Raw genomic sequence first — 22,463 nt, 5'->3', positions numbered from 1 at the left:
AAAGGCTAGAATTTCTTCTAACCTTTCTAAAAACATAACTATATAAAAATACTTAAAACTTCAAGTTGATTCCAAATAAGAGATTGATTCCTGCTTGCGGATAATATCCAACTCCTTCAATGGTAGTAATTCCTGGGCCACTCCAGTTGTCATCATATGTGTAAAAATATCCGTTGGATTCGTAAGCTCTATCGAAAATATTATTTATCATTCCCGAAAACACAATAGATTTGATTCCTTCGTTAATTTTCAATTCGTAAGTAATATTAAAATCTGATGTGGTATAATCAGCTAAAACTGATTTTTTAGCATCAATATTTCCCATATGTTGTTCGCCTACAAACTTCGTTAAGAAAGAAATTTGTAAATCGTTAACTGGTGTAAATGTGATATTATTTCCAATAACTAAATTTGGAGAATAGGCAATATTAGTGCTTCCTAAATTGGTTAAAATACCATCTCTTTTAAATTCGAAATTTTCGTTTTTATTGGTGCTTAAAGTAATGTTCGGTGAAACTGTTAACCATTTTAAAGGTTTAATTGCTGATTCTATTTCTATACCTAAACGGTAACTTTTTCCGCTATTTTCAAAAACTGGACTTCCTACATCATTTAACGCACCAGTAGCTACCAATTGATCTTTGTATTTCATGTAGAAAGCATTAATATTCAGAATTGCTTTGTTGTTTTTGAATTTATAACCCAATTCGAAATCTTGTAAGTTTTCAGCTTTTGGTTTGCTAGCTTTATCTTCATAATCATCTCTTCTCGGTTCTTTGTTTGCAATTCCGAAATATCCATAAATAGAACTAGCTGTATTTATAGTATAAGTAATTCCCGCTTTCGGATTGAAGAAACGAAACGTGTCATTAACATCATTAAATTTGATACTATTCGCTTGATAGAAAACCATTCGATATTGTAAATCGGCAAATACATTAATTTTTCCAATTTGTTGCGATGCTTTTGAATAGAAATTCACATCATTTTTATTTCCGAAATTATCGTAATATTTATTGGTGTTTGGAATGTAATATTGCGTCCAAACGACTTCTCCAAAATGCTTGCCTTGGTATTTATTAGCAGCTCCACCTATAATTACATCCGTTTTTTCAGTTTTATAATTTAAAGAGAAAGTAGTTCCGAAAAAGTCATTGTCTAACCAACGTTTTCTAACTAAATCTGTAGAAGTTACTGCTCCAAAATCTGGTAAATAGTAATTTGCAAAAGTTTCATCTTCTTTATACTGTTCAAAATAACCTTTTCCTGAAGTGTAATGTAACGCCACATTTGATTGCCATTTTGAAGCTAATTTTTGATTCCAATGCAATTGAAAATGATTTTGACCGTAATTATCGACTTCATTTCCGTAAAATTGTGTTTCCCCATTTGCATCAGTATATTGTCCGGCCGAATTATACGTTCTGTCGTTTCTTAATTTTTCTTCGTCTTCTAAACCATTCCAAGATTGATACGTTTTTTCTTTTCCGCCAAAAGCAATCGCTTTAATAATAGTAGATTTTGTGATATAATTGGCATCGAAATAATAACCAAATAAATTAGAAGAAGCTCTATCAATAAAACCATCTGAATCAATTTTTGAAACACGAGCGTTCATTTCGAAATTGTTGTGTAAACCTGTTCCGAAAGCTAACGTGTGTTTTCTTGTCCCGAAACTTCCTGCTGAATTGGCTAATTCTGCATAGCCATTTGGTTGAGAGGCTTTAGTTTGTAAATTTAAACTCGCGCCAAATGCACCAGCTCCACTTGTAGAGGTTCCAACGCCACGTTGTAACTGAATACTTTCTAAAGAAGAAGCAAAATCTGGTAAGTTTACAAAATACGTTCCTTGACTTTCGCTATCATTAAACGGCACACCGTTTAAAGTTACGTTTATTCGAGAACCATCAGAACCACGAACACGCATAGAAGTGTAACCAACTCCAGCACCAGCATCGGTTGAGGTCACTACAGAAGGTAAATAATTTAATAAAATGGGAATGTCTTGACCTAAATTTCTCGGAGCAATTTGTGCTTTGGAAACATTCGTAAAGGTAATTGGGCTTTTGTCTTTAGCTCTAACGCCAGAAATTAATACTTCTTCAATTGATTTAACAGAATCTTTGGGTTGTTCTTGACTGTAAGAACACAGAGAAAAGAGAATAGAAAATAGACTCAATTTATAAATCTTTTGCCTTTTGCCTTTTGCCTTTTGCCTTTTTAAAAATAAATACATAATTCGTAAAAAAATACGAATAAAAGGGGTAATTACTCTTTGTTAAAAATAATTAGTTAATAAATGTTGGTGAGAATTCGCACTCCGTTCGGAATTACAAAAGTTTGTTTTCTCTATTTTCCTTAGCAGCATTACCTGCTCAGGTTCTATGGGTATAATCTCAGCCTGTAAAAACAAGCACCCCTTTGAGACGGGGCAAAGATAGGAATTCAATTTCAAAAATCAATAACAATTTCAAAAATCAATTTTTTATCAGTTGGAATCTATGTTTTCTTAAATAGAAGCTATAAATAAAAAAAACTATGTGGCTATGTGTTTCAGAAATCTAATTTTTTTCTTCCAGATTTAATTTCACCAGCTTTTTTCTTTTCTTGAATACGTCTTTCGTTAGCGCCTTTTGTTGATTTTGTAGCTATTCTTTTTTTAGGTTTTACTAAAGCTTTTTCTAACATTTCGAAAAATCGTTTGATGATAATTCGTTTGTTTTTAAGTTGACTTCGGTCTTCATCGCAGGTTAAAATCAATAAATTTTCTTGAGAAATTTTTGTTTTTAATTTGGTTTGAAGTAGAAGTTTTTCAGCATCATCTAAACCTTGTGAAGTGGCCACATCAAAAATTAAAACCATTTTTGAGGAAACTTTATTTACGTTTTGTCCGCCAGCGCCACTGCTTCGTACTGCTTTAAAATTTAGTTCTGAATTTAAAATTTCAACTTTCATTATAAAGTAGAATTAGTGTCCAAATTACTAGGTTGGTGTGCTGGTTTCAATAAATCGTTTACTTTTTTTACAGGATTGAAGGTTTCAATTGGAACTTCAACAAAAATAGTCGTCCATTTTGCCATGGCACCATTCCATAATCCCGGTAATTCAAAGGCTTTTATAGGTTTTCCATTTTTGGTTTTTTCCGTAATAAAAGCTGCTTTGTTATCTACAAATTTGGTTAAATCAAACTTATTGTTTTCAAAATCTTTGATACTACAAACGATATCAACTGGATTAAAATGGGTAGAGTTTTTAAAAATTTTGCGTTGGTTTTCATTTGTTAAATCTACCTGAGAAGATTCCACAATTTGTAAATTATGACGCCCTTTTTCGTCTTGAACCCAAAATGGTCCGCCACCAGGTTCTCCTTCGTTTCTTACCATTCCACAAACACGAATCGGTCGGTTTAGAATTTTAATTAAATATTCTTTTTGATATTCAAATTGAAACATTTTAAATTCGCTCGGTAAAGGAAACGACATTTTTTCTTCCACAAAAGCAATAATTTCTTTAATATTGTTTTCGTTGATTTCGTTGTTTACTAGTTTTTTTAATGAGATTTCGACTTGGCGTTTTGTGTAAAGTAAAATCCCGCCAATTAATTTTTTATAATTTAGAATAAGTTCTCTATTATTTTGCGAAACATTATCAATATTCTTAATAAAAACTACATCTGATTGTAATTGGTTAAGATTTTCAATCAAAGCGCCATGTCCGCCAGGACGAAAAAATAACTCATTTTCTTCCGTACGAAATGGAGAGTTATCGGCATTTACGGCTATCGTATCGGAAGTTTCATTTTGATAAGAAAACGTAATTTCTAGGTTGTCATATTTATTGGTAATGTTCAAAAAATCGTTTTCAAATTCTTTTGAAATGGTGAAATGTATTTTCGATTTCTCATTAGGTTTCTTATAGAAATCCGTTTCAAAAACGTGTTCATCTATTGGTGTTAAAATTTTATCAATTTGAATATGGAATGGTAAAATCCCTTTTGGTTTATTGGCGAAATTTAAACCTTCTTCTGTTAGTAATGTTTTGACAATCGCATACACTTTTTGATCAGAATTATATGTTGGATACTCTGTAAAAAGTGCTTTAGTTTTTTCTTTTAAATCTTTATAAAAAGGAAAACTTCTTAATCCGACTATAAAAAGTGATAAATCTTTGTCTTTGTTAAGATTAACATAAGAATTTATCGTGTCTTTTTTTGGATTAAAAGCGTTTAGAAATTCGTTTAAAGAATTAAACATTCTTGTTGCTGCGCCACTTGCAGGAACAAATTTTTCTATAGTATATTTGTCTTTGTGTTTGTCGAAATAAGTGCAAAATTCTTCTATTTCCGATTCAGAAAATTGAAAAATTCCATCTTTTAATGATGCAATTTTATATAAGTTGATATTTGGAATTCCGTTTTTGAAATAATGCAATTGTTGCATGATTTTTTCAAGAGAATTTCCGCGTGTAACTATTTGTTTTAAATCTATTTCGCTAAATATTTTTTCCATTCTAAGTAAGCTGAGATGGCTAAAATAGTAAAAATTATGTATTGAATGGCAATTATGTAAAGTTGTCTGTCGAAAAATATATAAACACAAATCGCATCACCAATAATCCAAAGAGTCCAATTTTCAATTTTTTTACGAGCCATATACCACATAGCTGTGAAAAATATTGCGGTGGTGAAAATGTCTAAATAATTGTTAATCTGTAATTTATAATCGAAAAATTGATAAATAAAAACACAAACTATAGCTGTAATAATAAATAAAATTACGCCAATACATTTTTCTTTAGTGTTGGTTCTAGAAATGGAAAGAGTTTCTCCATTTGTGACTTTTTTCCATTCATACCAGCCGTAAATACTCATTACAGAATAATAAATATTAATGCTCATGTCTGCAAAATATTTAGCATGGTACATGATGTAAATTGAAAAAATTGTTGCAATAATTCCGGTTGGATAGACTAAAATATTCTCTTTTTTCGCAAAATACACGCTTAAAATACCGAATATAAAAACGATAATTTCAATGCTAATTTGCCAATTTGGAATGCTTTTGTATTGATTGATGATGGTTTCGAACATGTTATGTAGTAAAAAAGTTTGAATCGTTTTCAAAAGCTGTTCCAATTACTACTAAATCTGCTCCAGCTTTAAAAATTTCTTCAATTTTTGTTAGATTTCTAATTCCGCCACCAACTATTAAAGGAACAGAAATATTTTTAGAAACAAAAGAAACCATTTCTATTGAAACGTGATGATTGGCGCCACTTCCGGCTTCTAAATAAATGAGTTTCTTACCTAAATATTCGCCTGCTTTTGCGGTTTTGTAAACTAATTCGATATTTGTATTTTCGATAGGTAAAGTCTGACTCACACGTTGAACAGCAGTTTCGTTTCCGCCATCGATTAAAATGTAACCGGTTGAAATAATTTCTAAAGTTGAATTGGTTAAAATATCTACGGAATTGATATGAAGTTCAATTAAATAATCTGGATTTCTGCCTGAAAGTAAACTTAAAAACAAAATCCCATCCGCTTCATTTGAAATTTGCGATGGATGCCCGGGAAAAATTAGAATAGGTAAGTGGCAATATTTTTTGATTTCGATAATTAGAGAATCGATGCAAATTTGTTCCACAATACTACCGCCGATAAAAATATGAGTGGCTGGAGATTCATTTATTTTTTGAGATAAATTTTCAATTTCGCCGACTTTAGTCTTATCTGGATCAATCAAAATAGCCAACAATTTTTTGTTTGCTTGTTTGGCAGCTAAAATATTTTGGTAGATGTTTTTCATTGCTTTGCGAAAGTAAGAATTATAACGCAAAGATTCGCAAAGAGATTTCGCAAAGATTCACGAAGTTTTTTAATTTTTGTGAATCTCTGTGTTGACTCTGCGTAACTCTGTGAAATAGCTAAACATTCATGACACAAACGAAAACATAATCGTCTACAAAATCAAACTGAAATAGAAAATCTTCTGATGCGTTATTAAAATTTATATGAGCTTTTCCCTTTTTATCTTCTAATTGAAAACGCGATTCGGAAATATGATTTGGGAAACTAATTCCTTTTTCGTTTTTTAATTTAAAAACACTCTCTTTTACGCCCCAAACAACAGTTGCTTTTGCGATTTTATCTGCTTCTGAAAGGTTTTCTAAATGCGAAATATCCATAAATCGGGGTGCGATTTTTAGGGTTTTTTCTTTGCGTTTTTCTAAATCAATTCCAATTGATTGATTGCTAATACAAATACAAGAAAATTCATGAGAGTGTGAAATGGAAATATGTTGGTTATTAGATTCTAAACTTTTGCCTTTTGCCTTTTTACTTTTATCTTCTAAATGAGGCTTTCCGAATGCATCATAAAACAAATCAAAATCAGTAAAACCAATATGTTGTAATAACATTCTCACCGTTAAAAATCCTTTTTTATGTTCGATGGAACTCATCGTTTGCAATCTAGTACTTGACTTTTCATTAAGTGGAACATTTTCAAAAAGCCAATCGATATCTTCGGAAATTTTCCAAAAATAAGCGGTTGTATGTTCGTTAATCTTAATTTCTTTAAAAAAAGGCATATTTATTCTGAGTTATAAAAATTTTATATAATTGTTAGTCAGTTGTTTAGCGATGTGAACAAAACATAAATATCAATAATTTATTTCTGAATTTGAAACTTATGTTGTACCTTTGCGGACTTAAATTAAAATAAATATACAAATATAATGAGTACAACAACAATTCCTTACGTACCATACAAAGTTAAAGATATTTCTTTAGCAGCATGGGGAAGAAAAGAAATTTTATTAGCAGAAGCTGAAATGCCAGGATTAATGGCGCTTAGAGAAGAGTTTGGTGCAAGTCAACCTTTAAAAGGTGCTCGTATTGCTGGATGTTTACACATGACAATTCAAACTGCGGTTTTAATTGAAACATTAGTAGCTTTAGGAGCGGATGTTACTTGGTCTTCTTGTAATATTTTCTCAACTCAAGATCACGCTGCTGCTGCAATTGCTGCTGCTGGAATTCCAGTTTATGCTTGGAAAGGTATGAATGAAGAAGAATTTGATTGGTGTATTGAGCAAACGTTATTCTTTGGTGAAGAACGCGCGCCTTTAAATATGATTTTAGATGATGGTGGAGATTTAACAAACTTAGTGTTTGATAAATACACTGAATTAGTAAAAGGAATTAAAGGTTTATCTGAAGAAACTACAACTGGAGTTCACCGTTTATACGAAAGAATGAAAGCAGGAACTTTATATATGCCAGCTATCAACGTAAATGATTCAGTTACTAAATCTAAATTTGATAACAAATACGGTTGTAAAGAATCTGCAGTAGATGCAGTTCGTAGAGCAACTGACGTAATGTTAGCAGGAAAAAGAGTAGTAGTTTGTGGATACGGAGATGTTGGTAAAGGTACAGCAGCTTCATTCCGTGGCGCTGGTTCTATTGTAACAGTTACTGAAATTGATCCAATTTGTGCTTTACAGGCAGCAATGGACGGTTTCGAAGTTAAAAAATTAGATTCTGTTGTAGCTAATGCTGATATTATCATTACCACAACTGGAAACAAAGACATCGTTTTAGGTCGTCACTTTGAAGCAATGAAAGATAAAGCTATCGTTTGTAACATTGGTCACTTCGATAACGAAATAGATATGGCTTGGTTAAACGGAAACTTCGGACATACTAAAAACGAAGTTAAACCACAAGTTGATATTTACACTGTAAACGGAAAAGAAGTTATTATTTTAGCTGAAGGACGTTTAGTAAACTTAGGTTGTGCTACAGGTCACCCAAGTTTTGTAATGAGTAACTCGTTTACTAACCAAACTTTAGCGCAGTTAGAGTTATGGGCAAACAGTGCGAACTACAAAAATGAAGTATATATGTTGCCTAAACATTTAGATGAAAAAGTAGCTGCTTTACACCTTTCTAAATTAGGAGTAGAGTTAGAAACATTACGTGACGATCAAGCTGCGTATATTGGAGTTGAAGTGGCTGGACCATTTAAACCAGAATATTACAGATACTAATTTTATATTTAAAATTAGATTAAAACAAAAAGCCTCTCCAATTGGAGAGGCATTTTTATTTTAAAAACAATTTCATGGCTTCTAAATATTCGTTAGGCTTTTCGATATACACATCGTGACCTGCCTTTTCTATTATTTTTAATTGGCTATTTTTGAAAATTTCAATATATTCATTTGTGTTTCCCCAAGGAACATTATCGTATTGTCCTTTTATTATTAAGGTTGGAATAGTATTGTTCTTAAGTTTTGGTCGTGGGTCTTTGAGTTTACTATAGCTTGGTGGCGTTTTAATGTTACAATAACCGCCTCCGCCTCCTTCTTCTGGCAATGTTTTTGTAGGATCATAAACAAGTCCCTTAGTAAATCCCGATGCCATTTTGTTTAAATAACTATCAGCTTCTTCATCTGTTCCAATTTTTTTTCCTAGGAAAGCCCAAAAGCGAATTGCGACGTATCTTGGTTTTAACGCAAAAGCAATTGTTTCACTGTTAACATCTATTGGGTCTTTAAGATTTAGACTATCTGGAGCTTTTAATTTTTCTACTGATTCATCAATTGGTTTAATTGCTCCTGGACAAGTTAGAATTAATTTGTCAACTTTGTTAAGATTATCTCCAGCATACATTGTTGCTAAAGCTCCGCCCCAAGATTGTCCCACTAAAATTACTTTTTTTGCATTTAAAAGTGCCACAATTGATTCAAGGTCTTTTTGATGACGAGTTGCGGAATACTCATTTACATTTTCGAGTCTTCCAGATAAACCACTGCCAATTTGGTCATATAAATAAACATCGTAACCGTTTTCTGAAAGCTGTCCAAGCACTTCAATAACTTTTGAATGTATATATCCGCCTGGACCTCCATGTAAATAAATAATTGGATATGGTTTTTTGTTACCTTTCCCTTCAATAAAAGTATATGCAATTTTAGAACCTGTATTTAGGCTCCAATATTTGGTTGATTGCCTTGGTTTAATTACAGCTGTGTCTTGTTTTGAAGGAATGCAAGCTCTAATGAAAAACTGACAGATAAATAGTAAGAATCCCCATTTTATTATTTTTTTTATTTTTTGTTTCATTTTTTTAATGATAATTTTTTATGATTTTATATTGAGATGTTACATCCGATATTTTAAGAGGGATTTATCAGCAACTCAGACTTTTTTGAAATGATTTTTTAAAAATGAAATTTGTATAAAAAACATGGCAGTAGCCACTACAACACTGTAAATAGTTATTTTTGAAAAGCGTATTGATTTCAAAAAATAATTATCATAAAGCAAACTAAAATCGATATAAGTTAACTGCTGATTACCAGTGTTTGGCTGTTCATTTAAAGCACAGTAGGCGATCAAAGCAATAATAAATCCAATAATACCTATCAAAATAGGTTTTGAAATTAAGGGTTTATATACTTTGACTTCATTTGTTTTAGCAGCGGTCATTTGCGCCATTACTTTTGAAGTAAAATCGATAGAAGGTGCCTCTAAAGTTTGATCTTTCATTATATGATCAACCAATTTTTCTAAATATTTATCTTCGTCCACTTTCATAATAATCTAATATTTCTGGTTCTAATTTATTCTTAAAAATAATTCCTACTTTTTTTCTAACTCTAAATAATTTTACCTTAACATTATCTGTACTTGCATTAATAACTTTTGAAATTTCATCAACCGATTTCCCATCAAAATAATACAACGTTAATAAAAAGGCATCTTCAGGAGGAAGTTCTTCCAAGCAATCTTGGATGGCTTTATTTCTTTCATTTTCATCAATTGAATCTAAAATCGTTTCAATAGCCTTTGCCTGATGCTCGTCAAAATCTTCTAAATAAGAAACTGTTTTTTCTTTTTTCTTTTTTTTCAAACGATCTAAACAAGAGTTGTAGGTTATTTTATAAATCCATGTGGAGAATTTAGAATCACCTTTAAAGTTGTTTAACGAGTTGTATACTTTGATGAAAGTGTCTTGTGCTACTTCTTCTGCTTCTTCTCTATTATTTAGTATTTTTAAAGCCAATGTAAAAACCAAATTCTTATAACGGTCAACTAATACAGTAAATGCATTTTGATTTCCGTTACGGATTAAATTTATATAATGTTGATCTTCTATATTAGCCATATAACTGTAAGACGACTAAAAGTCAAAATAGGTTACAGAAATATTTAAAAAAAAAATATTTTTATTATTTCTGTAACCAAAATGGAACTCTTGTCGTCATAGCTTATGAACAAATAAAATAATTTATCAATTTTTAAATCAATCAATCATGAACGAAGAAATTTTAATTCCAATTAGCTTATTCTTAGTAGTTTTCGGTATTTTTTACCTTTATTTATCAACAAGAAACAGAGAGCGATTAGCTCTTATAGAAAAAGGCATAGATGCTAGTATTTTTATGGGGAACAACAAAGGTTCAAACTCATTTTCTAAAATACTACTGCTAAATTTATCATTATTATTAATGGGTATTGGATTGGGTGTTTTTGTAGCATTATTGCTTTCAACTTATACTTCTTTAGATCAAGGCGCCTTATACCCTGCAACAATTTTCACAACGGCTGGAGCTGCGCTTTTTGTAGGTTATAATATGACTAAAAAACTTGATAACTAATATTATTTAAAAGTTATAAACTAAAAAAATCATGTTTAAAAATATTGCTTTTAATTCTGAGAAGAAATTAAGAAATGGTTGGTGGATGTTAATTTTCTTTCTTGTTTTAGCTTCCTTTTTGTTTCCGCTAATTTTTTTAGCCAATCGATTTTCTTTTGAAATAACAATGACGCATCAAACGATACTTATTTTGATTGCCTCAGTAATTTGTCAATTATTAAGAAAAGATTCCATAGCTAATTTGGTTGGGAAAATCAATAGTTGTTGGTTTAAAGAACTTTTTTTTGGAATTGGAATTGGTTCAGTGTTAATGGCTTTACCCGCATTAGTATTAACTTTTTTAGGTTATATCAACTGGGATTTAAATGTTTTTTCAGTATCAACATTGCTATCAGGGCTTGCGCTTTGTTTTAGTGTTGCCTTAGCAGAAAAATTATTTTTTAGAGGTTTTCTATTTCAACGATTTAAAGAGGGGTTAGGAATATGGCCAACACAAATCATTATAGCGGGTTTGTTTTTACTTACTCATATTAACAATCCAGGAATGATAGGTGTTGTAAAAATGTTTGCTTCAATTAATATATTTATTGCATCCATTTTATTTGGTTTAGTTTATTTGAAAACTAAAAGTTTAGCAATGCCCATCGGATTGCACTTTATGGCAAATTTAACTCAAGGAACTATATTGGGATTTGGAGTGAGTGGAAATACAGATCTAAGTTTACTTCTTCCAAGTTTTACTACTTCGAAATTATGGATAACTGGTGGTGATTTTGGTCTCGAAGCCAGCGCTATATGACTGTTTTTTTTAGTTTTGACAATAATTATTGTCTACTTTCAAAGCACAATTAAATTAAAATTAATTAAATTATGAAAAATACATTAATCAAAAAACAGAAGATTACAAAGTGTTTTGCAATTGCTGCAATTGCACTTATAAGCATCTCATCAAATGCTCAGAAATTAGACTCTAAAAAAATAAATGGTTTTATTGAAAAAACAATGGAATCCTGTTCTTCACTTCCCGGATTAGGAGTTGCAATTGTAAAAGATGGTAAGCCTATTCTAGTTAAAGGATATGGCTATTCAAATTTTTCAAAATCAGAAAAAGTAAAGGACTATACCTCATTTTATATTGCCTCTACTACTAAATCTTTTACAGGATTATTAGCTTTAATCCTTGAGTCTGAAGGAAAAATTAATTTAGATAAGAGTCTAACAAATTACAAGCCTTTTAAAAATCTTAAAAATAATGCAATTTTTGAGAATATAACTATTAGAGAATTACTAAATCATACTAGTGGAATTGAAAACGGTTACATAACATGGAGAGAAGCCTATACTGGAGATAAATCTCTTGAAACATTAACAATGCTTCTTGAAGAAAAAACAACCGTTAGGACAGAAGGAAAAACTTTTTCTTATGACAATTTGGGCTATAATATTTTTACCCTTTTATTAAAAGCAGAATACGGCTTGGATTGGCAAGTTTTGTTGAAAGAAAAAATATTTACTCCTTTGCAAATGGATAAAACTAGTGCTTACATTTCTGATGCTTACAAATCTAAATGGAAATTGGCAATACCTTATAAATTTGCTTATAATGATTCGGTGAAGTATGTCGAAGAAATAATTAAAACAGACAATATGATGCATTCTGCTGGTGGAATGATCAGTTCTGTAAAAGATGCTGGAAATTGGTTGTCGTTTTTTCAAAACAAAGGAAAATTTAATGGTAAACAAGTAGTTTCTGAAAAAATAATTGAGAATGCATTATTTGCTACTGCAAAAACCGATAGAGAAAGAGAATTAATTAAAGATACGGGTTACGGAATTGGATGGAGAAGTGCCACATACAAAGGGAACCAGATTGAATATCATACAGGTGGGTATCCTGGAAGTTATTCTAAAGTTGCTATGATGCGTCAAAATAATCTTGGAATTGCAGTATTTGCTAACGAATCATTATTGGGTGAAAGAATAGCGTTTTTAATTGAAGAATTTATTTATGATTATTATTTAGAAGGCGCTCAATTTGATGAACAAGTTTATTATAAAAAGCTGGATAAATTGGTTAGTGAAATTCCTGCTATGCAATCTGGTTTTGCGAATCACGTAAAAAAAAATAATGAAAGACCTTGGAAACTTTCGCTAGAGAAAAAATTGTATTGTGGAACTTTTTTCAATTCGTTTGCTGGAACCATTAAAATTGAACAAAACTCCAATGGTTTAATTGTAAAAATGGGTGATATTTCAACTATTGCTACAGCTTTTAAAGATGAAAATACGATTCGTGTACAATTTGCAAATAACGGAAGTGTGCTTTCTTTTAAAATAAATAACAACCAAGTTGTGAGCTTAAGTTTTGAAGATGATATCTTTGAAAAAGTTCAATTGTAAATATAAACGAATGCAAAAATAAAGTTTATATGTTGCGAAATATTAGATGAAAAAGTAAACAGTTTAAATATTTGTTAATCCCCATTCGAAAGATTGGGGATTTTTTTGTTCTATAATAATCGATATTAATCTGTGAAAATTTGTGATAATCTGTGTTTAAAATAAATGATACTGTGCGTTATTTGGCACAACTCTGAGAATCAATTAAATAATAAATCTAAAAACCTGTAACAAAAAACCACTTTTGGCAACAAATTTGTAATCATCATCATCAATCATCAACTGACCATAAGTGTTTTCTTTCCGACAAGTCAGAACAAGTTTATGGTTTTTAAAACGAATCGTTATGTTAATATCATTTTTTATCCTTTGTTCAGGAGCGGACAAAGATATTGTTGCCTCTTGCTCCAACGGAGAACAGAATAAATACGCCGGAATTGGCGCTACTGTTTTTTTTACTGCTATTATGGCTTTCGTGGCCTGTTCTTACGCTTTATATACGGTTTTTGACAATGTATATATGGCGACATTCTTCGGATTAATTTGGGGTTTGTTGATTTTTAATTTGGACCGATTTATTGTTTCAACCATCAAAAAACGTGATAGTTTTATGGATGAATTCATTCAAGCGTCTCCGCGAATTGTATTGGCCATGATTATCGCAATCGTAATTTCAAAACCTTTAGAAATTAAAATCTTCAAAAAAGAAATTGATACGGTTTTATTGAAAGAGAAAAACGAAATGGTAATTGCGAATAAAAAACAAGTCGCCAATTTCTTTAAAACCGATGTGGATAAAAACCAAGCCTCGATTGATAGTTTAAAAAGTCAATTAACTGCTAAGGAAAAAGAAGTAGCAACTTTATATCAATCGTACATTACAGAAGCAGAAGGAACGGCAGGAACTAAGAAAATGGGAAAAGGTCCGATTTATAAGGAAAAGCGTGATGCTTACGATTTGGTTTCGAAACAATTGGATTCTTTAAAAGTTTCTAATGGAAAACTAATTGCAGAAAAAGAAACAAAAGGCAAATCATTGCAAGCTGATCTAGATAAAAAAGTCACCGATTCTCAACCAATTATTGATAGTTTCGATGGTTTAATGGCACGAATTAATGCGTTGGATAAACTACCGTTTTTGCCTTCTTTGTTTATAATGTTGTTGTTTTTAGCTATTGAAACCTCACCAATTATCGCCAAATTATTAGCTAGTAAAAGCGAATATGATTTTAAATTAGAAGATGCGGAAATTAGTTATAAAACATTAATCGAACAAAATAGTTACCAACGCGATTTGCAAAAGAAAACAGATGCTTCAATTTACGATGAGGTGTATTCGGAAATTAAAACCGACAAAGAATTATATAATCTGAAGAAGAAAAATGCGACTGAGATTATGAAAATTCAATCGGAAAATTATTTAGCAAAGTTTAAATCGTAATTAGGTACGCGGATTTAGTAGATGCTTCGCAACGCAGATTTTAAAGGTTTTCTTTTAGTTAAACTTAAATGATTTGTGTTTCTCTGTGGTAATCTTTGCGAAACTCCGTGTTAAAACGTAAACACAAAAAACCCGTCAAGTTTTAAAACAAGACGGGTTTTGTATTTGTAATCTTAAGATTATGCTTCGAATGGAAGAATAGAAACCCAAGATTTGTTCTCACCTTTTTTCTGGAATTTTACAATTCCATCAACTTTAGCATGTAAAGTATGATCTTTTCCCATGTAAACATTTTCACCTGGGTTGTGTTTTGAACCTCTTTGTCTAACAATGATATTCCCTGCAATTGCAGCTTGACCACCATAAATCTTAACGCCTAAACGTTTTGATTCTGATTCTCTACCATTTTTCGAACTACCGACACCTTTTTTATGAGCCATGACGTTTTGGTTTTATAAGTTAATACTAAAATTAAACTGCTTTACCGCCGTTTAATTCATCTTGTAATTTTTTTAATTCATCCATTTTACCATCAGCAGCTAATTGAGCTTGTTGTGCCCAAGTAGTTGGATCTAAATGTTGTACTTTAGCTTCAGCTCCGTCTAAAATTGCATTTACATCAGAAGCAGCAGTAGCAGCTAATTTTGCAAATGTGTCAATTCCAGCAGCAACTAATACATCAGCAGCTTTAGGTCCAATACCTTCGATAATTTTTAAATCATCACCTTTTGCAGCTTTAGCTTTAGTAGCTTTTGGTGCAGCAGGAGCATCAACTAATTTTTCTGCTTTTGGAGCAGCTTCTTTCTTAGGAGCAGCAGCTTTTTTTACAGAACCAGAAGCAACAATGCTTTCAATGATAATTTGTGTAAAAGATTGACGGTGACCGTTTTTCTTTTTGTATCCTTTTCTTCTTTTCTTTTTGAAGACGATTACTTTGTCACCTTTAAGGTGCTTTAATACTTTGGCTTCAACAGAAGCTCCTTCTATAGCTGGGGCGCCTAATGTTAATGCTCCTCCGTTATCAATTAATAAGACTTTGTCAAAAGAAACTTTTGCGTCTACATCACTTGCTAAACGGTGAACAAATAACCTTTGGTCTTTGCTTACTTTGAACTGTTGCCCTGCTATCTCTACGATTGCGTACATAACAATGTGTTTAGATTATTATTTTTTCAGTTTGCAAATATACAATTATTTATTAATCACACAACATAACTTTTCTTTTTTCTTCAATTTAAATATAATAAAGAAGTTTTTCGCTTTTTATGTAACAATTTATATCTTTCGCAGACTAATTATCACCATTTATAATTATAAATTTACTTATGAAAAAAACGTTAATGGCTTTAGGAACAATGGCAATGTTAGGAAGCACGGCAAATGCACAAAAAGTAGCATTCGAAGAATTTGATTTAGATAACGGATTACACGTTGTTTTACATCAAGATGATTCTGCACCAGTAATTATTACTTCAGTAATGTATCATGTGGGTGCAAAAGACGAGCAACCAAATCGAACTGGTTTTGCTCACTTTTTTGAGCATTTATTGTTCGAAGGGACAAAAAATATTGGTAAAGGAGAATGGTTTAAATTAGTTACTTCTAATGGTGGTAATAATAATGCCAATACTTCTGATGACAGAACGTATTATTATGAAGTTTTTCCTTCGAATAATTTAGAATTAGCCATTTGGATGGAATCAGAAAGATTAATGCATCCAGTTATTGATCAAAAAGGTGTTGATACTCAAAACGAAGTTGTTAAAGAAGAAAAACGTTTAAGAATTGACAACTCACCTTACGGTAATTTATTAAAAGCTGTTAAACAAAACATGTTTAAAGTTCATCCATATAAATGGACTACTATTGGAGAAATGGAACATTTAGATGCAGCTACTTTAGAAGAGTTTAAAGCATTTAATAAAAAATTCTATATTCCAAATAATGCCGTACTAGTTGTTGCAGGTCAGTTTGACAACGCTCAAGCTAAAACGTGGATTAAAAAATATTTCGGAGCAATTCCAAAAGGAGAACCTATTAAAAGACAAAAATTTGAGGAAGCTCCAATTACTACAACAATTAATGCAACTTGGGAAGACCCGAATGTGCAAATCCCAATGACTGTTACTGCTTATAGAACACCTTCTATGAAAACGAAAGATGCTCGTGTTTTAGACATGATTTCTTCTTACTTATCTGAAGGTAAGAGTTCGAAATTATACAAAAAAATGGTGGATGAGAAAAAAGTAGCTTTACAAGTTAATGCCTTTAATTATAGCCAAGAAGATTATGGAACTTATTTTATTTTTGGATTGCCAATGGGTGATGTTACATCTGAAACTTTAATAAAAGAAATTGACGAAGAAATTGTGAACATCCAAAACAATTTAATTTCTGAAAATGATTTTCAAAAACTTCAAAATAAATTTGAAAACAATTATGTAACTTCAAATTCAACTGTTGAAGGGATTGCTGAAAATTTAGCTTCATACTATTTATTATATGGTGACATTAATTTAGTAAATACTGAAATTGAAATTTACCGTTCAATTACAAGAGAAGATATTAAAGAAGTTGCAAAAAAATATTTAAATCCAAACCAACGTTTGATTTTGAATTATGGTCCTGCAAAAGAAAAAACAGCTAAATAATTTTTAAGATAAAGATGAAAAAGTATTTATATATCGCAGCCAGTTTATTACTAACAATAACTATGCAAGCACAAGACAGACCAATGCCTAAACAAGGGCCAGCACCAAGTATTAATATTAAAAAACCAGTAACTTTCGTTTTAGAAAATGGTTTAAAAGTATTAGTAGTTGAAAATAATAAATTACCAAGAGTTTCATACAACTTAACTTTAGACAATTCACCTTTCGCTGAAGGAAGCAAAAAAGGAGTAACAGATTTAGTAAGCGCCATGATTGGTAATGCTACTGAAACCATTTCAAAAGATAAATTTAATGAAGAAATTGACTTTTTAGGAGCTACTATTAATTTTTATGAATCAGGTGCTTCTGCAAATGGTTTGTCTAGATATTCAGCAAGAATTTTAGAATTATTAGCAGATGGAGCTTTAAACCCATTATTTACTCAAGCTGATTTTGATGCGGAAAGAGCTAAATTAATTGAAGGTTTAAAATCTGACGAAAAAAGCACTTCTGCAATTGCAGCCCGTGTTCAAAATGTTTTAACTTTCGGAAAAGACCATTATAGTGGTGAATTTACTTCTGAAGAAACATTGAAAAATGTGACTTTACAAGATGTAATCAATCATTATAACACGTATTTTGTACCAGCTAATGCTTATTTAGTTGTAATTGGTGATGTGAAAACAAAAGAAGTTAAGGAAAAAGTAGAGCAATTATTTGGAGCAGATGTTTGGAAAAAAGCTACAGCGCCAAACTTAACTTATAACGACCCAAAAGATTTACAGTATTCTCAAATTAATTTTGTTGATGTGCCAAACGCAGTTCAATCTGAAATTGCTTTAGTAAACTTATCAAGATTAAAAATGAATGATAAAGATTATTTCGCTGCTATTTTAGCTAACCAAATTCTTGGTGGTGGTGGAGAAGGTCGTTTGTTTTTAAATTTAAGAGAAAAACACGGTTGGACTTACGGTTCGTACTCTAATATAGGAGCTGGGAAATATATTTCTAAATTTTCTTCTACAGCTTCTGTAAGAAATACAGTTACTGATAGTGCAGTTGTAGAAATTTTTAACGAATTAAAAAAAATCAGAACAGACTTAGTTTCTGCAGAAGATTTAAGAAATGCAAAAGCAAAATACATTGGTAATTTCGTAATGCAAATTGAAAAACCTGCTACAATTGCACGTTATGCATTAAACATTAAAACGTTAGGTTTACCAGAAGATTTTTACGAAAATTATGTAAAAAATATCAATGCGGTAACTCCAGAAGATGTTAGAAATGCAGCCAATAAATATTTCTTAGCTAATAACACAAGAGTTGTAATTGTTGGTAAAGCTGCCGATGTATTACCAGGTTTAGAAGCTATGAGTGCCAAAGAAAAAATGCCAATTTTCTATTTTGATAAATTCGGAAACAAAACAGAGAAACCAGTAGTGAAGAAAGAAATTCCTGCAGGTGTAACCGCACAATCTGTAATTAAAAAACACGTTGATGCTATTGGTGGAGAAAAAGCCTTAAAAACGGTTAAAACATTATTAGTGACTTCAAAAGGAACTATTCAAGGGCAATCTTTGGATATGATTTCTAAATTTTCTAGTAAGGGAATGTCTGCTATAGATATTTCTATGTCTGGAATGTCAATGATGAAACAAGTAATTGGTGACAAAATGGGTTACCAAACTGCAAGAGGTCAGAAAAAAAATATTGAAGACGATGAATTAGTAAAAGAGAAAAAAGAAGCTATCCCTTTCATCGAATTAAATTTATTATCTGATAAAACAATTGTTCTAAATGGAATTGAAACAATTAACGGTCAGGATGCTTATGTAATTCAAGCTGGTACTTCAAGACATTTTTATGATGTGAAAACAGGATTAAGAGTTGCTTCTGAAAACGAATCAGGTGAAGGTGCTCAAAAACGAAAAGTGATCACATCATTCAATGATTATGTTGATGTAAAAGGAGTGAAAGTTCCATACAAAATTACTTTAGACGTTGGAATGCCATTAGAATTTATTACACAAGATGTAAAAATTAATGAAGGTGTGACTGATAAAGATTTCGAATAAATTTTTATTTTGATATTGAAAAAGGATTGCGAAAGCAATCCTTTTTCTGTTTTATATCTTTCCTTATTTCTTATTCTGTGTAGAAATTTCAAAAGTTTGAGCGGATTAATAAGCAACTTTTTTAGTTATAACTACATCATTTTCAAGTTTAACTTTAGCTATTAAAACGCCAGTTGTTGGTTTTAATTCAGATAAAATGATTTCTTGTTGACTAATATTTTTTCTATACACAAGCGTTTTTCCTAAAATATCATAAACAATGATTTCTTTAATCAATTGACCTATTGATTTTACATTGATGTGATTGTTTGTGAAAATAATTACTTGATTGGTAAACATATTTTCATCTGTAGATAATGTTTGATTTGTATATCGTAATACAAATCTATCTAAAATTTCACCTTGAACTCCTGTGAAAATGTACGGAGAAGTTTTTAAATCGTGAATTAAATTTAATTGTTTGTCTTCTAAATAAATGTTTTCATTAGTTAATAATCCGTCAATTTCTTTGATGGCAATAGTATAGTTACCAGCAGTTGGTAATTTAACTGCTATTGAAACCTGATCGTTTTGGTCAAACGGCACGCTTCTTCCCTGAATAAGATTCCTGTCATAACCTTCTAATAAAGAATAAATATTGAAACTTGCACTTAAATCTGCTTGTGCATCATACATTAAGTCTTTTTGATTAGTTGCGCCATTTTTATAGGCAATAAGTATTGTATTACTAGATGTTGAAGATACTAAATCTATCCAAATTCTTCCTTCAGGATGATTGTTTGTGTTTGTATTTGTAGTTTTGTAAAACTGATCGTTACGATAACCACTATTTCTCATAGAGTTGTTAAATGTTGCTGTCATTGAAGTTGATGAACTTAATGGGTTCATTAGTACAAAAAAACCTTGTCCTGTACCAATGTAGCCATCAAAACCTAATGGAGAAGAAGGTCCAGAAAGATTGTACGTCAAATAATCTGATGCATCATAATTATACGCATAATTGTTATAAAAAGGGTCTGAAGCGGTTGTGCTTGGTGCGATTCCATGTCTCCAGATATTAATATAACCTCCAATTTTAGTAGCGTTTGTTGTTAAAAAAGCATCAGCTGAAAGTGAAGATGGATAGGGGTTTCCTAATAAGTTCCAATTGTCATCATCCTGTGTTGCGTTTACTGGTGAATTTGGAGAAGGATACGTTCCTACAGTATTGTATGTACCTCTAGAAATGGGTGTTGAGATATTTCCATTATTTGGAACGCCAGTAAATGTCGATGTGAAGTTTACAGGTGAGTTTGTAGGTGCGTTGTTGAGACCTCTTTCAATATATCCTTTTCCTAATATCATAGTTTCTGATGCGCTAGCCCAGCTTCCGAATTCGCCTATGCCATTTCCTGGAATAGTTGGGATCCATTTGTAAAGATTAGCATTGTTTGATGTGGGTGAAATATTTGCGGAATTAAATCCTGCTACCGGACTTGACCAATACACATAATCAGTAGTATCCACAAAAGCGATTCTTTCCATATTGATGTTTCCAGTATTGCTTACATTGTTGATTTGAATCAAACTTCCATTGTTTCTAATATTGAAGATACCGTTTGTGTTTACATTTATAAAATCGGTAACTTCCAATATTCCAGTTGATGTTATTTCTAGATTTCCGCCACTAGGTATTGTAATTGAATATGCATATGCAACTGCAGGTCCTGAAATTACAGGACTATTTCCAATATTTGTAATTGTAGCACAATCTGTAGCAGTCGGTATATTATTTGGTGTCCAATTAGCTGGTGTAAACCAATTTGAACTGCTTGAACCATTCCAAACTTTATTTGAAGAAATAATATTGACACTACTACTCGCAACAGAAATACAACCACCACTATTAGTTACCGTGAAGGAATAGCTCGCAGGAACCAAACCACTAACAGTATAACTACTTCCACTTCCCGAAATTGCTCCAGGATTTATTGTCCATGTTCCTACTGGTAAGTTGTTTAATTGCACACTTCCTGTTGGTAAAGCGCAAGTTGGTTGTGTAATTGTACCAATTGTAATTGTTCCTGGACGTGGATTTACAACAATAGAAATTGTTTCGTAATTATTATAAGTATTTCCACTATATGTGGTTGTGCAAGTAAGTGTAGCTGTGTAAGTTCCAACTACAGCATTTGCTATAACAGGATTTTGTATGGCAGATGAACTATTTCCTCCACCAGGTGCCACAATTGTCCAGCTATATGTTACAGCAGTACCAAACGTACCTAAATAACTTCCTAAAAGATTAATTTGACTGCCTTCACAAACTGGAGTGTTTGAATTTGGTGTGGAGTTTAAAGTACCATCACCAGCCATCACTTCAGCGAAAGTTAAAGCTGTTGTTCCACCTCCGTTGCAATACGCATAAACGGAAGAACCTATGTGAATGTCTTGATTGTGATTACAATCTCCTATAAGTCCAAAATAATCAGGGATTGGAGCAGTGTCTGAAGTAACAGAAAGTACAGCATTAGAAGGTAACATTAGATCTATTTTATCAGTAAATCTAATTGTACCTAAAAGAGGAGTAACTACTATCAACTGTGTATTAAAAACAAAGTCTGTTCCGTTGTTTCCTCCACCAGTAGTTCCTGTTAAACCTAATTCTCCACTTATGGTAATTGATCCGATTAATCCAGTATTTATTCCAGTATTTCCAATGGTGATAATGTGTCCTGCTTGAATTGTAACATTTCCTGTTCCTGTTGGGTTTTGCCCAGGATAAGTTGGAGCTGCTGTCCAGCTACTACCGTTGTAATATTGCCAACTGTTCGTGTTAGTCCATAGACCGCCAGAATTCGACCTATAATCGCCAATAGATTGGCTATAAATTTGAATTGAAAAGAGAAAAAATAATATCAAATACAAACTAAATTGTTTTTCTCTGTTGTTAATTTTCTGAAGTAGGTTTTTGTAATTGAGGGGCTTTCCTGAAGTGAAGTAAATTTTATACATATCATTTTCATTTAATTATTACAAAGTTAGAACATAATCTAAAGCTGGTTAAAAATTAAATTGTCTTTTAGTCTTGAAAATCAATCAGTTAATCGAAAAATTTATGAGAAATGCAAAAATATCAGACCAAAAGTAAAAGTCAATAAAACTTAAAAACAAAAAGAGCCCGATATACTATCGAGCTTATTTTTTATTAATGTTAACTATAAAGTGATTAATCTTTGTGGATGA

General features: G+C 31.4%; 19 protein-coding genes. 7 read left to right on the top strand and 12 right to left on the bottom strand.

What is annotated here, in order from left to right:
- Window positions 1–52: 52 nt before the first annotated feature.
- The 6 genes from G6N05_RS12425 to G6N05_RS12400 form a co-directional block, all read right to left on the bottom strand.
- Window positions 53–2,179: a TonB-dependent receptor gene (locus G6N05_RS12425; protein ID WP_317167486.1), complete on the bottom strand. Its 2,127-nt coding sequence runs from the start codon at window positions 2,177–2,179 to the stop codon at window positions 53–55.
- A 374-nt stretch (window positions 2,180–2,553) separates the two neighbouring features.
- On the bottom strand, window positions 2,554–2,955 hold the full coding sequence (gene arfB, locus G6N05_RS12420; protein ID WP_166129863.1) for an alternative ribosome rescue aminoacyl-tRNA hydrolase ArfB: 402 nt from the start codon (window positions 2,953–2,955) through the stop codon (window positions 2,554–2,556).
- Window positions 2,955–4,508 (bottom strand): DUF4301 family protein, encoded by a 1,554-nt coding sequence (locus G6N05_RS12415; protein ID WP_166129859.1) that lies wholly within the window; start codon window positions 4,506–4,508, stop codon window positions 2,955–2,957. Before G6N05_RS12415 ends, arfB begins: the two co-directional genes overlap by 1 nt.
- A complete protein-coding gene (gene pnuC, locus G6N05_RS12410; protein ID WP_166129856.1) occupies window positions 4,484–5,089 on the bottom strand; it encodes a nicotinamide riboside transporter PnuC in 606 nt (201 codons plus the stop codon). Before pnuC ends, G6N05_RS12415 begins: the two co-directional genes overlap by 25 nt.
- Before the next feature lies 1 nt (window position 5,090).
- Entirely contained in the window at window positions 5,091–5,807 is a 717-nt protein-coding gene (locus G6N05_RS12405; protein WP_166129852.1) for a geranylgeranylglyceryl/heptaprenylglyceryl phosphate synthase, read from the bottom strand.
- A gap of 118 nt (window positions 5,808–5,925) precedes the next feature.
- Window positions 5,926–6,591: a 4'-phosphopantetheinyl transferase family protein gene (locus G6N05_RS12400; protein ID WP_166129848.1), complete on the bottom strand. Its 666-nt coding sequence runs from the start codon at window positions 6,589–6,591 to the stop codon at window positions 5,926–5,928.
- 147 nt (window positions 6,592–6,738) lie between these two features.
- Between G6N05_RS12400 and ahcY the strand changes: the two genes are divergently transcribed.
- Entirely contained in the window at window positions 6,739–8,055 is a 1,317-nt protein-coding gene (gene ahcY / locus G6N05_RS12395; protein ID WP_166129845.1) for an adenosylhomocysteinase, read from the top strand.
- Between the two features lie 55 nt (window positions 8,056–8,110).
- Here the strand turns inward: ahcY and G6N05_RS12390 are convergent, their stop codons facing one another.
- From G6N05_RS12390 to G6N05_RS12380, 3 genes are all read right to left on the bottom strand, one after another.
- Window positions 8,111–9,133 carry an alpha/beta hydrolase gene (locus G6N05_RS12390; RefSeq protein ID WP_166129842.1) on the bottom strand — a complete coding sequence of 341 codons (1,023 nt, stop codon included), beginning with the start codon at window positions 9,131–9,133 and terminating at the stop codon, window positions 8,111–8,113.
- Window positions 9,134–9,208: 75 nt separating this feature from the next.
- Window positions 9,209–9,607 (bottom strand): hypothetical protein, encoded by a 399-nt coding sequence (locus G6N05_RS12385; RefSeq protein WP_166129839.1) that lies wholly within the window; start codon window positions 9,605–9,607, stop codon window positions 9,209–9,211.
- Entirely contained in the window at window positions 9,588–10,178 is a 591-nt protein-coding gene (locus tag G6N05_RS12380; protein WP_166129835.1) for an RNA polymerase sigma factor, read from the bottom strand. Before G6N05_RS12380 ends, G6N05_RS12385 begins: the two co-directional genes overlap by 20 nt.
- Before the next feature lie 148 nt (window positions 10,179–10,326).
- Here G6N05_RS12380 and G6N05_RS12375 point away from each other — a divergent pair, with 148 nt between their 5' ends.
- From G6N05_RS12375 to G6N05_RS12360, 4 genes are all read left to right on the top strand, one after another.
- Entirely contained in the window at window positions 10,327–10,671 is a 345-nt protein-coding gene (locus G6N05_RS12375; protein WP_166129831.1) for a DUF6249 domain-containing protein, read from the top strand.
- A 31-nt stretch (window positions 10,672–10,702) separates the two neighbouring features.
- Window positions 10,703–11,470 (top strand): CPBP family intramembrane glutamic endopeptidase, encoded by a 768-nt coding sequence (locus G6N05_RS12370; RefSeq protein ID WP_166129827.1) that lies wholly within the window; start codon window positions 10,703–10,705, stop codon window positions 11,468–11,470.
- Between the two features lie 71 nt (window positions 11,471–11,541).
- Window positions 11,542–13,071, top strand: a complete 1,530-nt coding sequence (locus G6N05_RS12365; RefSeq protein WP_166129823.1) for a serine hydrolase domain-containing protein — start codon at window positions 11,542–11,544, stop codon at window positions 13,069–13,071.
- Window positions 13,072–13,417: 346 nt separating this feature from the next.
- Window positions 13,418–14,512: a DUF4407 domain-containing protein gene (locus G6N05_RS12360; RefSeq protein ID WP_166129819.1), complete on the top strand. Its 1,095-nt coding sequence runs from the start codon at window positions 13,418–13,420 to the stop codon at window positions 14,510–14,512.
- A 179-nt stretch (window positions 14,513–14,691) separates the two neighbouring features.
- On the opposite strand, the gene rpmA is transcribed toward G6N05_RS12360, so the two are convergent.
- Together rpmA and rplU are read right to left on the bottom strand one after the other, a co-directional pair.
- Window positions 14,692–14,952: a 50S ribosomal protein L27 gene (gene rpmA, locus G6N05_RS12355; RefSeq protein WP_091310265.1), complete on the bottom strand. Its 261-nt coding sequence runs from the start codon at window positions 14,950–14,952 to the stop codon at window positions 14,692–14,694.
- Between the two features lie 31 nt (window positions 14,953–14,983).
- Window positions 14,984–15,658, bottom strand: coding sequence for a 50S ribosomal protein L21 (rplU, locus tag G6N05_RS12350; RefSeq protein WP_166129815.1), 675 nt, complete (start codon window positions 15,656–15,658; stop codon window positions 14,984–14,986).
- Between the two features lie 179 nt (window positions 15,659–15,837).
- On the opposite strand from rplU, the gene G6N05_RS12345 reads away from it, so the two are divergent.
- Window positions 15,838–17,163, top strand: coding sequence for a M16 family metallopeptidase (locus tag G6N05_RS12345; RefSeq protein WP_166129812.1), 1,326 nt, complete (start codon window positions 15,838–15,840; stop codon window positions 17,161–17,163).
- 14 nt (window positions 17,164–17,177) lie between these two features.
- Window positions 17,178–19,238 carry an insulinase family protein gene (locus tag G6N05_RS12340; RefSeq protein WP_187003026.1) on the top strand — a complete coding sequence of 687 codons (2,061 nt, stop codon included), beginning with the start codon at window positions 17,178–17,180 and terminating at the stop codon, window positions 19,236–19,238.
- Window positions 19,239–19,343: 105 nt separating this feature from the next.
- Here G6N05_RS12340 and G6N05_RS12335 read toward each other — a convergent pair whose 3' ends face one another.
- Window positions 19,344–22,232 (bottom strand): T9SS sorting signal type C domain-containing protein, encoded by a 2,889-nt coding sequence (locus G6N05_RS12335; protein WP_166129808.1) that lies wholly within the window; start codon window positions 22,230–22,232, stop codon window positions 19,344–19,346.
- Window positions 22,233–22,463: the final 231 nt, after the last annotated feature.

This window comes from Flavobacterium bernardetii (genome assembly GCF_011305415.1).
Taxonomy (GTDB): Bacteria; Bacteroidota; Bacteroidia; order Flavobacteriales; family Flavobacteriaceae; genus Flavobacterium; species Flavobacterium bernardetii.
Note: the sequence above shows the minus strand (reverse complement) of the source record. Positions and strands in the feature narration are given on the sequence as shown.

What these genes read in the sequence shown, in the direction of transcription:
- arfB (WP_166129863.1), bottom strand. Translation starts at nt 2,955, where the DNA reads ATGAAAGTTGAAATTTTAAATTCAGAACTAAATTTTAAAGCAGTACGA.
- G6N05_RS12415 (WP_166129859.1), bottom strand. Translation starts at nt 4,508, where the DNA reads ATGGAAAAAATATTTAGCGAAATAGATTTAAAACAAATAGTTACACGC.
- pnuC (WP_166129856.1), bottom strand. Translation starts at nt 5,089, where the DNA reads ATGTTCGAAACCATCATCAATCAATACAAAAGCATTCCAAATTGGCAA.
- G6N05_RS12405 (WP_166129852.1), bottom strand. Translation starts at nt 5,807, where the DNA reads ATGAAAAACATCTACCAAAATATTTTAGCTGCCAAACAAGCAAACAAA.
- G6N05_RS12400 (WP_166129848.1), bottom strand. Translation starts at nt 6,591, where the DNA reads ATGCCTTTTTTTAAAGAAATTAAGATTAACGAACATACAACCGCTTAT.
- ahcY (WP_166129845.1), top strand. Translation starts at nt 6,739, where the DNA reads ATGAGTACAACAACAATTCCTTACGTACCATACAAAGTTAAAGATATT.
- G6N05_RS12390 (WP_166129842.1), bottom strand. Translation starts at nt 9,133, where the DNA reads ATGAAACAAAAAATAAAAAAAATAATAAAATGGGGATTCTTACTATTT.
- G6N05_RS12385 (WP_166129839.1), bottom strand. Translation starts at nt 9,607, where the DNA reads ATGAAAGTGGACGAAGATAAATATTTAGAAAAATTGGTTGATCATATA.
- G6N05_RS12380 (WP_166129835.1), bottom strand. Translation starts at nt 10,178, where the DNA reads ATGGCTAATATAGAAGATCAACATTATATAAATTTAATCCGTAACGGA.
- G6N05_RS12375 (WP_166129831.1), top strand. Translation starts at nt 10,327, where the DNA reads ATGAACGAAGAAATTTTAATTCCAATTAGCTTATTCTTAGTAGTTTTC.
- G6N05_RS12370 (WP_166129827.1), top strand. Translation starts at nt 10,703, where the DNA reads ATGTTTAAAAATATTGCTTTTAATTCTGAGAAGAAATTAAGAAATGGT.
- G6N05_RS12365 (WP_166129823.1), top strand. Translation starts at nt 11,542, where the DNA reads ATGAAAAATACATTAATCAAAAAACAGAAGATTACAAAGTGTTTTGCA.
- G6N05_RS12360 (WP_166129819.1), top strand. Translation starts at nt 13,418, where the DNA reads ATGTTAATATCATTTTTTATCCTTTGTTCAGGAGCGGACAAAGATATT.
- rpmA (WP_091310265.1), bottom strand. Translation starts at nt 14,952, where the DNA reads ATGGCTCATAAAAAAGGTGTCGGTAGTTCGAAAAATGGTAGAGAATCA.
- rplU (WP_166129815.1), bottom strand. Translation starts at nt 15,658, where the DNA reads ATGTACGCAATCGTAGAGATAGCAGGGCAACAGTTCAAAGTAAGCAAA.
- G6N05_RS12345 (WP_166129812.1), top strand. Translation starts at nt 15,838, where the DNA reads ATGAAAAAAACGTTAATGGCTTTAGGAACAATGGCAATGTTAGGAAGC.
- G6N05_RS12340 (WP_187003026.1), top strand. Translation starts at nt 17,178, where the DNA reads ATGAAAAAGTATTTATATATCGCAGCCAGTTTATTACTAACAATAACT.
- G6N05_RS12335 (WP_166129808.1), bottom strand. Translation starts at nt 22,232, where the DNA reads ATGTATAAAATTTACTTCACTTCAGGAAAGCCCCTCAATTACAAAAAC.